The organism is Vreelandella sp. 2A-K22, assembly GCF_054065485.1.
This window is the reverse complement of sequence record NZ_JBSUGC010000014.1, coordinates 86,537-100,176: the sequence shown is the minus strand read 5'-3', so window position 1 is coordinate 100,176 and position 13,640 is coordinate 86,537. Positions and strand designations below refer to the sequence as shown.

Sequence of the window (13,640 nt, the reverse complement as noted above, 5' to 3'; positions counted from 1 at the left end):
TGGAATTGGTGACTCATAGCGAAATTGACGAAGTACTGGCCAATACCCTCATGGCGTTGGCGACCCCTGCGTTGCCTCAACACTTCTCCACATTGGTGAAACGTCTAGCGGCATTCGATAACTTGATCATCATCGCTTATCACGGCGAACACCGGCCAGCGGTGCTCTATCGGGAATACACCGACCCTGTCGTTTATCTACCGATGGATAGCCAATATCTAGGGGGAGATTACCTGCTGGATCCGTTTTACCGCGAGCACCTCAGAGGCGGTGTTCAGGGTATACGCCGATTGAGGGATATAGCGCCCGATCACTTTCGACGCACGCATTACTATAAGAATTACTACCAGCAGACCACACTACTAGACGAGGTAGCGGTTTTCGCCAATATCACTGAGAGTGATACGATAACCGCCTGTTTCGGTAGGGATCGTTCCAGTGGTAAGCCCTTTAACAGGCGTGAGCTTGAGGTTCTGCAACAGTACGAATTAACCCTCAGCTCGTTGCTGAAAAAACACTGGCAGGATTACCGCTCTGACGATGCGACGAAAGCGGCATCAGCCCCTTTAGAGGAACGCCTGAGAGAGGCGCTGAACCAGCAACACAGCATCCGGCTAAGCCCGCGCCAGGCGGAGGTGGCGCTGTTTATTCTAAGAGGCCACTCATCCCTATCGATCAGCCTACACTTGGGCGTCAGCCTTCAAACAGTTAAGGTCTTCCGCCGCCAACTCTACGCCAAGTGCTGCATCTCCTCCCAGGCGGAGCTGTTCGCGCTGCTTATGCCGCTGTTCGCTCGGCTGACCGAGCACGGATGACACCTTTACCTCGGGGCAACGGTTTGCATTCTAGCGCTTGACCGCCGTTTACCGAGAGCAGCTGAGATCGCCCTCTTCACAACTAGCATGCTCACGCAGTTGCTCGGTACGTTCCGCTGTCAGCGTTTCCAGACAGCCGTTACGCACCATGGGTTGGGCGCTACCGCCTTCCACAGCACTACTTTCAAACGCGCACTCAGCATCACGAAAGCCGATCCACGCCCGCTGCGCCGCTCTGAGCTTTTCGAGTGACGCTGAATTGTCCTCCAGACGGCTAACAACGGTTTGGTAAACCGCGTTGAGCTCGTCATCCGCCGCTTGATAGGCCTGCGCCGTGCACTGGTTTAGCTCGGTTTGCGTATTGGCGCTAGCACACGAATCATCCGCGGTAGCAAAGCTATTTGATAGCAAAAGCCCGACACTCAGAAAGAGAGACGATAAGCGCATAGTGACACCTCTTGATGCTGGTTAAATCCGAACCGGAAAAAGTTAGAACATGTCCACGAAGCTGTATTTACCCTGTACTAATAAAGCAAAGCGCTGGCATCTCGGCCAGCGCTTTCTAGGTACACATCAAAAGATGTTTTTCGCTTAGGCGGTAACCGCTAGTGCGCAATCATTTCTTCGACAATCTCTTCACCGCTCAACTCGTATGGGTAATAAGTCGGCCAGTTGGTAACTTCTTCTAACAGCGCCTCACGGTCATCGCCCCAATAGAGATGGAAGTGATGCGCATCGGTGGGGTAAATACTGTGGTCACTAAATTGGATGTATTGGGGTAGATCATCGGATGCTTCTTCAAGCGCGTAGATGAACCGCACACCCCGGTTACCGGCTTGGTAAGTTAAAATTTCATAGCCATCGTATTGGTATTCACCCGTGCGCTCTTGGCCATTTTCAAAGAAAGTGACGTCGCTTCCATCAATAACGATACGCTCTACATCCGTTTGATAACCGGTATCGTAATACGCTTTATACTCTTCGGCGGACTTGTCACCATTGTCTGCTTTATGCGCAAACACTTCGTCAAGGGTGCCATCTTGTAGGTAGGGATAAACGGACTGCCAATCACCCTCCCAGTCAGATAGCGTGCGATCCTCAACCTGGTCGTCATCAAAATAGCCCGAATAGATATCGCTATCGTGGTCGTGGTCGTGGTCGTGGTCGTGGTCGTGGTCGTGGTCGTGGTCGTGGTCGTGGTCGTGGTCGTTATGAGTATGGTCGTGATCATGCTCATGGTCATGATCGCTGGCGCTAACGCCTTGAACGCCCGTTAGTATCAGTGCACTCAATACAAGCGCGCTGGCGGCCTTAAGTGGCAATGGTGTCATATTCGGTTTTCCTTTGGCTGCTCGTGAAACAAGTCGCCAAAAAAGATACAATATAACATACCAACCAATCAAGCTCGTTTTTTACATTACGCGAATAAACACCTATAAAGCTAAGGAATTGATCGCAGAGCTTTTGCTGATCTAATAACAGGCGCAGCTGTGCTTAATGGAAAATATTTTTTGGCAGGCACAAACGCATCGGGCCCCGCCTAAGCGGGGCCCGATCATCGAATCTAAACGATTCGAGAACTTAAATAATCGCTAGGATTAAGAAAGCAGCTTAATGTTTGAAGCTTGAAGGCCTTTCTGACCTTGGGTAACGTCAAAAGAGACGTTAGCGCCTTCAGGCAGAGTTTTGAAGCCATCAGACTGAATTTCAGAAAAATGAGCAAAAACGTCATCGCTGCCGTCAGAAGGAGCAATGAAACCGAAACCTTTAGAATCGTTGAACCACTTAACTGTGCCAGTTGCCATGATATTAAATCCTTTTCGCAAGTCGCGAATTGTAGAAATCCTGGTATTACCCAGATAAATAGTGAGTAGAACAAGGAATACAATTACAGACTACCGAAAGAATTCGAATGTTTCTGGAACCATGCTTGCTTGCTAACTTACTAACTGCCGACATCCTGCCACGTGGGCAGTCGCAGGTCAAAGCCTTTGTGCTTTTTAATTTGTTGCTCTGCCTCTTATAGCCGTTTAAAAACCGCGCAAATTCGCAAAAATAGCCTTAATCTTGCCAATGAGCCAGGCACTACTAATCCGACCGCCTGGCGCGCTTTGCTTGCTCGCTAAAACCCGCTTCATTCGCGGCCTGGTGAGCATTCTGGAAGAGGTTTCAACATGCTATACGGACTTAGTTTATTGGCGGGTATCGCCCTTTTGACACTTGGAGGGGAGTCGCTTATCCGCGGCGCGGTGGCGGGTGCGCGAAGAGTCGGCGTCTCGCCACTGTTAACAGGGTTGGTGGTGGTTGGTTTTGGCACCTCGGCCCCTGAACTTGTCGTCTCGATTGATGCCGCGATTAACCAGCAGCCTGACATTGCGGTTGGCAACATCGTGGGCAGCAATATCGGCAATATCTTATTGATTCTAGGCCTATGCGCGGTTATTTGCCCAATGGTGGTTCAGCCTTTAGCACTGCGCCGGGATGGGCTGGTCGTGGTGTTGGCCAGCCTGCTGTTTATTGGGCTCTCCTTCGGCGGCGCACTGGGTCGCATCGATGCAGCAATTTTTATAGCGGGCCTGGTCGGCTATCTTGTTTGGGCCTACTTAAGTGAAAGCCGTCAGCACATTCCCGCGGCGGAAATGCACGCTTCAGAAGCGGAGGAGATGACCAAACTACCCACTACAGGCTGGATGATCGTCGTAGCGTTAGTGATTGGCTTGGGCATGCTGATTGGCGGGTCACAGCTACTCTTATATGGCGCCATTGGGTTGGCCCAGGCCATGGGCATTTCCGAAGCAGTCATCGGTTTAACCATCGTCGCCGTTGGTACCTCACTGCCGGAGATGGCCGTGTCGGTGGTTGCTGCGTTACGACGTCATGCGGATGTTGCCATCGGGAATATTCTGGGTAGCAATATTTTCAACCTGTTAGGCATCCTGGGTATCTCCGCGTTTTTACAGCCGCTACCCCTTGCGCCACGCGTGGCCCTGTTTGACCAATGGGTAATGCTGGGAGCCGCTGGCATACTGGTGCTGTTTTTGTATACCGGTATGCGCCTGTCGCGCTGGGAGGGAGCCGCACTGCTTGCAGGCTATGCCGCTTATATAGCGTTAAGCTTTACGATCTTTTGAGATGGCCTAGTCGTTGATTGCGCCGAGCCAAAAACCCATCGTTTTTGGCTCAATGACTTGATTGTTTATCGTGGAGAAACGTCACCGTGCACATTGCAACCTTGGGGCCTAGTGGCAATAACCATGAACTGATTGCCAAGCGCTATCTCAGAATGCGTTGCTCAGGCGAAGGCAGCGTGACTCTGTTTAGCCAGTTTGAAGCGGCCTTTCAGGCGCTCCTCGCGGGTCATGTGAGCCACGTTCTACAGTGCACCGCCCATGCAACGCATAGCGACTGCGTGGGCCGCTATATGCATCGAGCCTATCCCGTAGACACCTTTATAGCGGGCAGCAAGCCGCTGGCGCTGATTGCCCAGCGCGACTCTGTTCGCCCCACCCAAGTAGCGCTACAACCAGCGACCCGCTACTACACCGACTTAACGGCCTATACAGAGATCATAGACGCCCCCACCACAGTGGCGGTGGCAGAAGGGCTTCTTGCGGGACGTTTTGAGGCGGGCATTTGCGCTGAAGAGGTGCTAGGCCAAGCCCCCGAGCAACTGCGTTTGGTGCAATCACTGGGGCCTGCGCTGGATACCTGGGTAATGTTTGCCACCACTCCACTAGCAGCCTCTTCGCCGCTACGGTTAGACGCTGACGTTTAAACAACCGGGCTAAACCACAAAGATCAGGATAATCCCTCCCACGGCCAACGCGCTCCGCTGCCAAAGTGCTTTTCGTACAATCACCCCGTAAGAGATCGCCCCTAAACCAATCGCCACTTTTAGCGCATACAACAAGGCGCCGGAAGGATTGAAGGCCAGTTGGATCATCTCTGGGTTGGCCACCATGGCTAAAGGAATAATATACAGCCCTATTCCTAACGCCATGGCTTTGAATGCGACTTTTAGCCAGTTCTCCCCCACCATGCCCGCAGCAATGAACACGCCGCCACACACCGGCGGCGTGATCGTCGAGAGCAGCGCGTACCAAAAGACAAAAAGGTGCGCCAGAAGCGGTTCCAAACCTAGCGAGGTCAGGGCAGGCCCGGCGACAGAGACACAAATCACATAGGCGGCGGTGGTGGGCACCTCCATGCCTAAAATCAAGCAGGCGAGCGCCGTTAGTAGCAAGGCTGGCCAGAGCATGTCGTTGGAGAGCGATAGAATGCCCGAGGTGATCTTGACGCCCAACCCTGTCAACGACAGCACGCCGACTACCAGCGAGGCACATAGAATAATGGAACCAATGACGGCAATCTGACGCCCAGCGGTGACCACTGCGTCGGATAAACGGGTGGCAAAGCCGGGGAGCGAAAAGCGCAGCGTCACGTTAAAGAAGAGCAGCGCAATGCCCGCGAAAATCGCAACACTGGCGGCGTACTGAGGGGTAAAACCGCCATTAAAGATGCGCTCTAACAGCAGCACGAAGGGGATGGCAAAAAACAGCGAGGTAATCAGCACCTCTTTCGCGTTGGGTCGCTCGCTTTCGGCCACGGGCTTTAGATCATGCCGGGTCGCATAGGCATTAATACCCACCCAGACCGTCAAAAAGTACAGCACCGCTGGAAGCATCGCCGCGGCCATGATCTGGGTATAGGGCGTGCCCGTCAGTTCCACCATCACGAATGCCCCGGCGCCCATCAGCGGCGGCATAATTTGCCCGCCGGAGGAGGCAACGGCTTCCACCGCACCCGCCAGCGAACGCGGGTAACGCAGGCGCACCATGGAGGGAATGGTAATTGCCCCAGTGGAAGCGACGTTGGCAGACGCCGAGCCGGAGATAGAGCCCATCAGCGCCGACGAAATCACCGCCACTTTAGCGGCCCCACCGGTGAGCCGCCCCGCCACCGCACTGGCTAGGTTCATAAAGCCCTGGCCCGCCTCTCCCGCATTGAGCACCGCGCCGAAAATCACAAAAATCGCCACCACACTGACGCTTACCCCCGTCAGCGAACCCCATAATCCGCCTTCGGCAATCGTGAGCGTACCCACCATACTGGCCAGCGGCAGCCCAGGGTGACCAAAAGCGCCTGGAATATATTGACCGAAGGCGCCATACATCAACGCCAGCAAGGCAACCAGCGGCAGAGGCCAACCGATGGCTCGGCGCGCCGCTTCAAGCGCTAGAGCAATCAAAAACAGGCCAATCCCCATCTGTAGGTGGGTATCAATAAAGCCGTACTGGTTGGCTAGCGCAGCTTCGTTAAACGCAATATAGCCACAGGCAGCAACACCCAATACCGTCAGCAGCCAGCCGCTGACTCGCTGCGCTGGTGTATTGGCCATATAAATCAGTACCCATGGCAACAGCAGCGCCATATGCAGCGGCCGGCTGACCAGCGCAGGCGTTAAGCCATAAAAAATCAAGCCAAGATGGAATATTACACTGACCGCGCCTAACGCCATCCAGCCAGGCGCTACTGAGCGATCATCCTCAGGGCTCGACGCCTGTGAAGAGGTAAAAACACGCATGCCACACTGCCTATCAATACTGCATCAATACAGGACTGCCACAGCGCAAGCACCGTGGCAGCAAGAAGATGGATAATGGAAGAAAACGACTAGCGCAGCGCGTCAGGTACCTCGATACCCGCTTCCTCGTAGTAACGCAGCGCGCCTGGGTGAAGCGTGCCAGTCATGTTTTCCAACATATCAGGGCTAATACTGCTCCACCACGCCGCCTCTTCGGCCATGGCGTCGCGGCGCTCCCAAAACGTTTTGGTCAGCGTGTAGGCGGTGTCATCGTCCATATACGTTGTGGTGTAGGCGATCACCGGTAGCGATGTGGTTTCAACGTCTTTATCCACGCCGGGATAAGTGCCGCCGGGGATCGTTTGGCGTGGCGCTCCCGTTTGCTCGATTTGTTGGTCTGTCAGGCTAACCAAGGTCACCGGCATGCTGGCAGCTGTCTCAATCACATTGGGTGAGGGAAAGGAACTGGCGGTCACAAAGCCATCAATCTGGCCGTTTTTAAGTGCATCGGGGCCGCTGCCCATCGCTGCATCGGCAATTTTCACGCTCTCTTCCAGGCCAAACAGTTCCAGGTAACGAGCCGCTTCACGGGCGCCAAAGGTGCCTCGACCAATCAATAAGTGCTTGCCTTCCAGTGTGGAAATATCGGTCACACCGTCATCACCCGCTAATACAAAGTGCATGGTGATAGAGGGGATCGGGAACAACCCCCGGATCTCTTGAAAACGCGGATTCTGACGCTCGGCAAAGGCACCCTCCCCACCCATGGCCTGATCGACTAACGCGGGCGGCGTGGTAAATACATAGTTGCCCTGGCGAGCCATGACTTCCATCACGTTCTGTACCGAACCCTGGCTTTCTTCCAGGGTAAGGATGATAGCGTCATCGGTTCCCTGGCGAATCGCTTCTGAGAGTTCTACGCCCATTTGATAATAGGCAGTACCCGCTGAAGCCGATTTATAGGTCACACGCGTTTCTGCGTGGGCGGAGAAGGCGGCACCTGTCAGCACTAACGTAGTAGCCGAGACGAAAAGCGTGCGGTGTAGGGAGCGAAAGGGATTGCGCATCGTTATATTCCTCAACGTATCCAGCGGCCACTTCTAATCGGCCTCGTTTTTATCTTACCCAGTTGTTATATGACCAAGCTGAGAGCGTGGAGCGCATTAAAATAGCACGACTGCCCTCGGACAGGCACTCTCCGCGGTCGCCCTCCCCATGCCCTCCAGGGTGTTTTATTGACATCTAATATTAGCTTAAAAAGATATAAATTCTGAATCTTTTTCAACAATGCTATGCGTCAATAGTATAATTCTTAAACCGCTATTAACTTTTTTATAAAACTATTACTGCACGATTTACCATTACCTAAAAGATTAATTTCCTAAAAAAAGATGCTATTACCTTAAGAAGAACTACTTCCGTTCGTTTTAATAAGGTATTGCGGCGCAATATAGACTGATAAAATGAGGCCGCTTTTATACCACTCCTGACAACTTAACCATGAGGAAGAACGTCACATGCCTACGTTGTGCCAACCCTCTTGCCAGCCTCGATTATATCGTCGCTGGCTTTTTTTGTTAGCGGCCTTACTATTAGGCGTAAGTCCCAGTGCATTTGCAGTGACCGGTGAACTAGATCTAACCACCTCTACCGTTGGCTTTTTTGCTGTTGCGATTTTCGTCCTGGCGTATGCATTAGTCATGGCGGAAGAAAAGATCCATATGCGCAAGTCTAAACCGGTGTTGGTGGCAGCCGGTATCATCTGGAGCCTCATCGGCTGGGTGTATGTCCAAAACGGCATGTCGGACGCGTCTGAGTACGCTTTCCGCGTCACGCTGTTGGAGTTCACCGAGCTGATGCTGTTCTTGCTGGTGGCCATGACCTATATCAATGCCATGGAAGAGCGTCGGGTCTTCGATGCATTGCGTTCCTGGATGCTGCGTAAAGGCTTTAACTACCGAACCCTTTTTTGGCTGACCGGCGGTCTCGCCTTTGTGTTATCCCCCATTGCCGACAACCTTACCACCGCACTCTTGATGTGCGCGGTGGTGACCAAGGTGGCCGAAGGCAACCAGCGCTATATCAACCTGGCCTGTATCAATATCGTGGTGGCCGCCAACGCGGGGGGTGCGTTTAGTCCCTTTGGCGATATCACCACTCTAATGGTATGGCAAGCGGGCATGGTGGAGTTCCAGGAGTTCTTTATTCTGTTCTTCCCCGCCCTGGTCAACTTCCTGATTCCTGCCTCTATCATGAGCCTGTTTATCAAGGATGAAAAGCCCGCAAGTGTTTATGAAGATGTGTGGATGAAGCGTGGCGCCCGGCGCATTGTGCTACTGTTTTTATTGACGATCGTGACCGCCGTACTGTGTCACGTTGTGCTCCACCTACCGCCGGTGTTGGGCATGATGACCGGCCTGGGCTACTTGCAGTTCTTTGGTTACTACCTGCGCCGCAGCCTGCCGCGCTCGCTGGAGCGCAAGCGCGAGCGTTATAGCCGGCAAGGGGACAACCGCAAGCTGGAGCAATTGGGTAGCGTGGTGCCGTTTGACGTCTTCAACCGCGTAGCGCGGGCCGAGTGGGATACATTGCTGTTCTTCTACGGCGTCGTTATGTGCGTTGGCGGGCTGGGTTTTATGGGCTATCTCGGCTTGCTGTCAGAAGCGCTGTATACCGGTTGGAATGCTACTGCGGCGAACATTGTATTAGGTGTTGTTTCGGCCGTGGTGGACAACATCCCCGTGATGTTTGCGGTGCTGACCATGGAGCCTGATATGTCCCATGGTCAGTGGCTGCTGATTACCTTAACCGCTGGCGTCGGGGGCAGCCTACTATCGATAGGCTCCGCGGCCGGTGTGGCGGTTATGGGTCAGGCAAGGGGTTCCTATACTTTTATGGGCCACTTGCGCTGGTCGCCGGTTATTCTGCTCGGCTACATCGCCAGTATTCTGGTGCATATGTGGCTCAACGCTGAGAGCTTTACGCTCTTCAGCTAAGCCCGATCAAAAGAGAAATAGATGGCACTATTTCTTCTTTTCCTTGTATCTCTTTACCCCTTTTCAGCGTGCTGGAAAGGGGTTTTGGTATAGCCGTTTAATAGCTTTCGAAAAGATACTCAATGGGTGTCGGGCGGCCAAATAGATAGCCCTGATAGCGGTAACAGCCGTGGCCTCTTAGCCAATCGAACTGCTCTTTTTTCTCCACTCCTTCCGCGACCACGGTTAAGCCTAAACTTACCGCAAGTAGAATCGTGGTATCGACAATCGCTGCGTCTGTCTTATCGGTCAGCAGCTCGCGAATAAACGATTGGTCAATTTTCAATTCATCCAGCGGTAAGCGCTTCAGGTAACTCAGCGATGAGTAACCGGTACCAAAGTCATCCAACGCAAAGCGAATCCCCCTAGCACGCAGTTTCAACATCGTGCTACGCACCCTCACCGGCTCGTGCATCAACAGGCTCTCGGTGACTTCAAGCACCAAGCGGTTCGGCGGCGCCAGGGTTTCTGCTAATAGCTCTTCAACATCACGTACAAACTCCGGCTGCTGAAACTGCACTGAACTCACGTTGACGGAAATACTTAACGGCGCATAGGCCGGTTGATGAGACCATTTCGCTAGCTGCTCGCAAGCTGACCGCAGCACCCAGTAACCGATCGGCACAATCAACCGATTCTCTTCCGCAAGCGGGATAAACGTTGCGGGGGATACCCAGCCACGCTGAGGATGATACCACCGCAGCAGCGCTTCAACGCCGGTAGTCACGCCCTGATGGTCGACCTGCACTTGGTAATGCAGCGCCAGCTCGTTGCGCTTGAGCGCCTGATGCAAATCGGCTTCTAAACTGGCCCGTTCCAATACGCTGGTCTGCATTTCGCTGTTAAAAAAGCGCAGCGTATTGCCGCCCGCGCTTTTCGCCTGCTGCAACGCCATATCTGCCTGTTGCAGCACGCTATCCATACTGTACTCGCCAGCTCCCGTAAACAGCGAAATGCCAATGCTGGCACTGATTGGTAACGAGTGACTGCTTCTTAATTGCGCAATGACTTCCAGCAGTTGCCGCCCCACACGCTCGGCTTTTAGTGCGGCGTCTTTTTGTTCCTCGCCCAGGTTCTTGATCAGCACCACAAACTCATCGCTACTGAAGCGGGCTAGCGTTACCTCTTCATCAAGCCGCTGGCGTAGCTGTTCAGCCACGCTGACCAAAAGCTGGTCACCACTCTCATGGCCCTGAATATCATTCACTAAGCGAAAATTATCCAGGTCGATCACCAGTACCGCACTGAAAAATATAGTCCACTCATCATGATCAATGGTAGCCGTTAAGGAGTCCATCAGTAGCCGCCGATTGGGCAGCCCGGTTAGCGAGTCATAGAAGGCTAGGTAGTGGGTGCGTGACTGCATTTCGAGGTAGTCAGTCAGCTCGGTCGAAATACCGCACAGGGAGGGAGGTGCGCCTGGGGACATGGAAAGCGGCATTTTAATCGATAAGAACGTTCTTACCTGGCTTTCACCCCGCAAAACGTTGCTCTCTTCTACCGTTACTTTTTTCCCCGAATCTAATACGTTGCGATCAACCTGGTTGATTTCCGCAGCGCTCCCGGCATCAAAAAACGCCGCATCGCGCTTACCGATAATTTTGTCGGCAGGCAGGCCAAATAGATCGCTCATGCGACGATTAACGTATTGATACTCCAAGCTTGGGGATTTGATATAGATAAAGGCATCGACGCTATCCAGAATAGTCGCCAGCATCTCTTTATTGGATTGCAGTAACGCCCGGTTATGCTGCATGCGCCGCTTGAGCAACAGGTTGCCCAGCAGCGCCAAAAGAAGGAACACAAGCAGCAAGGCGATGCCCCATCGCCCCAAGTAGCTGTCAATGCTGCGCAGAAGCTCCGCCGGAAGAGCTGCAGACGAGGCAAAATAGTACATAGTGGCTGTTCACTGGCCAGGCATGGTCAGCGGGCCCGCCCGCTCGACCACTCGCTGCCAGGCAGCGTCTTTTTCAATACGTGACACAAACGCAGCGATGGCAGGATACTTTTCCAACGACTGCACGGCGGCCATGGCCTGTAACGGGAAACTCATTTGAATATCAGCACCACTGGGCCACGGCCCGGCAAAATTACCCTGCGCCAACAAGTGCTGGTTTATGAAGTTCAGGTGCTGTTTAAGCTGCGGTGCTAAGAAGCGCTTGCTTACCGTATCGCTAATTCCCTTAGCCAGTGGCTTAATCAGCCAGGGCGACTGTTTGGGAATTTGACTAAACACAAGCTGCATCACCAGCAGCGGCATTAGTGACCCTTCGGCATAGTGCAACCAGTAGCGGTAGTCCACCCACGCACTCATATCACCGATGGGAGGCTGACAGCGCCCCTGCCCATAGCGTTGAACAAGGTAATCTATGATGGCGCCTGATTCGGCCACGGTAAAATCGCCGTCGGTAATCACCGGAGATTTACCCAGCGGGTGAATTTTTTTCAGCGAATCTGGCGCTTGCTGGGTTTTGCCATCGCGTTGGTAAACCACCAACTCGTAGTCCAGTTCAAGGGCTTCAAGTAGCCACAGGATGCGATGCGAACGAGACTTTTCCAGATGGTGAACGTGGATCATAAACACTCCGTGGGGCTGAGTCGCGCGCCAGCATTGCACTGGCGACACGTATTCCTTTTCTAATGGCACATTTAGCTTAGTACCATAAAGCCCATCATCATAGGAGCATTAGTATCAACGCAACGTCAAAATTAATGCTTATTAATTAGGTGCGTTATAAACGGTGCGCATGGCGCCAACGCGCCAGCAGATCCAGCGGTGACCACTTACCTTGCAGCCAGGGCGCTAGTAAACGCATAGAGAGCGGAATAAACACAAATACCATCACTGGCGTCAGCATTAGGGTACTCACCACCACCCGCGGCAGCAACGCCCAATCGGCCAATACGCCGCCGAACACAAACTGAAAGATCAGCGAGATAGGAAAGAAAGCCAGCCAGACAGCCACGGCCTGCTTCCAGCGCGGCGGTGCACTGCTGCCGGTTTGAAACCACGCATCCAACCCGGTGGCCCGGTGCTCATGGGGCGCCTCATATAAGCCTTTACCACGCGCCAACCACGCATGCCGTGAAGCGGAGTGCTCCCAAGCGGCTAAGGTCTCGCTGCTGCTAAAGCGGAATATAATCTGGTATTCATCGTCATCAGCCGGTGGCGACAGTACGCCAGAACCGAGGTAGCCAGCGAAGTCGGCCGCCAGTTCGCGCCCTTCATTAAGCCAACGATTAAAATCGGCGTAGCGGCCGTGCTCAACGCGACGAGCCACCATCAACGTGACGGGTGAGGCAGACATGGTATATCTCCTAATGTGTCGACAGCCAGCGCCGGGTAGGCAGGCTGTTTGCTTTCAAGGGGATAACCCTGAAAGTCCAATTGGCACATTATACAAGCAATGTTGATGCCATGTGATGAATGATGCGCTATACCCGTTGGCGCGACATGGATTCGCGCCCAGGCACAGGGTGGGGGCGCTCGCCGCGTTGAAAGGCGCATACATGAACATAGATATCCACAGCGCTGCGAATGGCATCGGCCTCTTGGGCGTCGGGCTCTACTACCGGGCCGGTATACTCACCTTCGCTACGCAGCACAGCCTCTAACTCGGTGCGGTAACGGTCGAGCAGGTGCTCCAGGTTGATGCGTATACGATGAACTTCCAGACCAAACGCTTGGCGTTGATCGGTGCGTTTAAGGATGTCCAAAGGATTTGAAGCGGCTTCGATCAAGCTTTCTAACGTAGCGAAAACTAACTTTTCAGCACTGTTTAAATTAGGAATAATGGAATAAATGAGGTCATTTAAAGTGATCGGTGTTCCATGGCGGTGCATAGGCGGTTCAACGTCCGGTTAAGGGGTCAATGCTAATAAATCGGCCCTGCTCAGAAAAACTTAATCGATAAATACCGCGCACACCGTCCCGGCCCACCACCCGCCGAATTGCTTCGGCGGGAAATATCACCCAACGGCCATCTACGCTGCGGGTTCGCACGTTGGCGATACGCCCTTCGTAATGGGCTAGACATTCATCATAATTAAGATTAATGACCACATCAATGGTTTGCATAGGGCAGGGATAGACTTGGCATAGGCTGGCATCGTGTCAGAAAAGTGTTGGCATCGCACAGCGCAAACTTGCACTGTCGGCGTTGCTCGCTAATACTTCATGGTATCCCAACTCGTACTTAGTCGGTA

14 protein-coding genes are annotated in these 13,640 nt (G+C 53.3%); 4 read left to right on the top strand and 10 right to left on the bottom strand.

All coding sequences use genetic code 11. The features are described 5' to 3' along the window. Nucleotides 1–8: 8 nt before the first annotated feature. Complete coding sequence (locus tag ACW17M_RS18510) at nucleotides 9–815, top strand: LuxR C-terminal-related transcriptional regulator (RefSeq protein WP_457547927.1); 807 nt, start codon at nucleotides 9–11, stop codon at nucleotides 813–815. A gap of 48 nt (nucleotides 816–863) precedes the next feature. Here ACW17M_RS18510 and ACW17M_RS18505 read toward each other — a convergent pair whose 3' ends face one another. The 3 genes from ACW17M_RS18505 to ACW17M_RS18495 all read right to left on the bottom strand — a co-directional run bounded on the left by ACW17M_RS18505 (nucleotide 864) and on the right by ACW17M_RS18495 (nucleotide 2,620). After that, nucleotides 864–1,262 carry a lysozyme inhibitor LprI family protein gene (locus tag ACW17M_RS18505; RefSeq protein ID WP_190374117.1) on the bottom strand — a complete coding sequence of 133 codons (399 nt, stop codon included), beginning with the start codon at nucleotides 1,260–1,262 and terminating at the stop codon, nucleotides 864–866. A 158-nt stretch (nucleotides 1,263–1,420) separates the two neighbouring features. After that, on the bottom strand, nucleotides 1,421–2,146 hold the full coding sequence (locus tag ACW17M_RS18500; RefSeq protein WP_422155784.1) for a metal-binding protein ZinT: 726 nt from the start codon (nucleotides 2,144–2,146) through the stop codon (nucleotides 1,421–1,423). A 267-nt stretch (nucleotides 2,147–2,413) separates the two neighbouring features. Continuing rightward, the gene (locus ACW17M_RS18495) at nucleotides 2,414–2,620 is read right to left on the bottom strand and encodes a cold-shock protein (RefSeq protein WP_007111857.1); all 207 of its coding nucleotides are present in this window, start codon (nucleotides 2,618–2,620) and stop codon (nucleotides 2,414–2,416) included. A gap of 369 nt (nucleotides 2,621–2,989) precedes the next feature. On the opposite strand from ACW17M_RS18495, the gene ACW17M_RS18490 reads away from it, so the two are divergent. Then, nucleotides 2,990–3,946, top strand: coding sequence for a calcium/sodium antiporter (locus ACW17M_RS18490; protein ID WP_009287904.1), 957 nt, complete (start codon nucleotides 2,990–2,992; stop codon nucleotides 3,944–3,946). Between the two features lie 86 nt (nucleotides 3,947–4,032). Beyond that, nucleotides 4,033–4,590 carry a hypothetical protein gene (locus tag ACW17M_RS18485; protein ID WP_457547926.1) on the top strand — a complete coding sequence of 186 codons (558 nt, stop codon included), beginning with the start codon at nucleotides 4,033–4,035 and terminating at the stop codon, nucleotides 4,588–4,590. A 9-nt stretch (nucleotides 4,591–4,599) separates the two neighbouring features. On the opposite strand, the gene ACW17M_RS18480 is transcribed toward ACW17M_RS18485, so the two are convergent. Further along, complete coding sequence (locus ACW17M_RS18480; RefSeq protein WP_457547925.1) at nucleotides 4,600–6,399, bottom strand: TRAP transporter permease; 1,800 nt, start codon at nucleotides 6,397–6,399, stop codon at nucleotides 4,600–4,602. 89 nt (nucleotides 6,400–6,488) lie between these two features. Beyond that, entirely contained in the window at nucleotides 6,489–7,466 is a 978-nt protein-coding gene (locus tag ACW17M_RS18475) for a TAXI family TRAP transporter solute-binding subunit (RefSeq protein WP_022520741.1), read from the bottom strand. A gap of 450 nt (nucleotides 7,467–7,916) precedes the next feature. Between ACW17M_RS18475 and nhaD the strand changes: the two genes are divergently transcribed. Further along, nucleotides 7,917–9,395 (top strand): sodium:proton antiporter NhaD, encoded by a 1,479-nt coding sequence (nhaD, locus tag ACW17M_RS18470; protein ID WP_009287900.1) that lies wholly within the window; start codon nucleotides 7,917–7,919, stop codon nucleotides 9,393–9,395. 97 nt (nucleotides 9,396–9,492) lie between these two features. Here the strand turns inward: nhaD and ACW17M_RS18465 are convergent, their stop codons facing one another. The 5 genes from ACW17M_RS18465 to ACW17M_RS18445 form a co-directional block, all read right to left on the bottom strand. Continuing rightward, on the bottom strand, nucleotides 9,493–11,331 hold the full coding sequence (locus tag ACW17M_RS18465; protein ID WP_041158981.1) for a putative bifunctional diguanylate cyclase/phosphodiesterase: 1,839 nt from the start codon (nucleotides 11,329–11,331) through the stop codon (nucleotides 9,493–9,495). A 9-nt stretch (nucleotides 11,332–11,340) separates the two neighbouring features. After that, nucleotides 11,341–12,012, bottom strand: a complete 672-nt coding sequence (locus ACW17M_RS18460; RefSeq protein WP_027958206.1) for a glutathione S-transferase — start codon at nucleotides 12,010–12,012, stop codon at nucleotides 11,341–11,343. A gap of 154 nt (nucleotides 12,013–12,166) precedes the next feature. Beyond that, on the bottom strand, nucleotides 12,167–12,742 hold the full coding sequence (locus ACW17M_RS18455) for an antibiotic biosynthesis monooxygenase (protein WP_009287898.1): 576 nt from the start codon (nucleotides 12,740–12,742) through the stop codon (nucleotides 12,167–12,169). Between the two features lie 127 nt (nucleotides 12,743–12,869). Next, entirely contained in the window at nucleotides 12,870–13,277 is a 408-nt protein-coding gene (locus ACW17M_RS18450) for a hypothetical protein (protein ID WP_022520745.1), read from the bottom strand. 7 nt (nucleotides 13,278–13,284) lie between these two features. Beyond that, on the bottom strand, nucleotides 13,285–13,512 hold the full coding sequence (locus ACW17M_RS18445; protein WP_022520746.1) for a DUF2835 family protein: 228 nt from the start codon (nucleotides 13,510–13,512) through the stop codon (nucleotides 13,285–13,287). Between the last annotated feature and the right edge of the window lie 128 nt (nucleotides 13,513–13,640).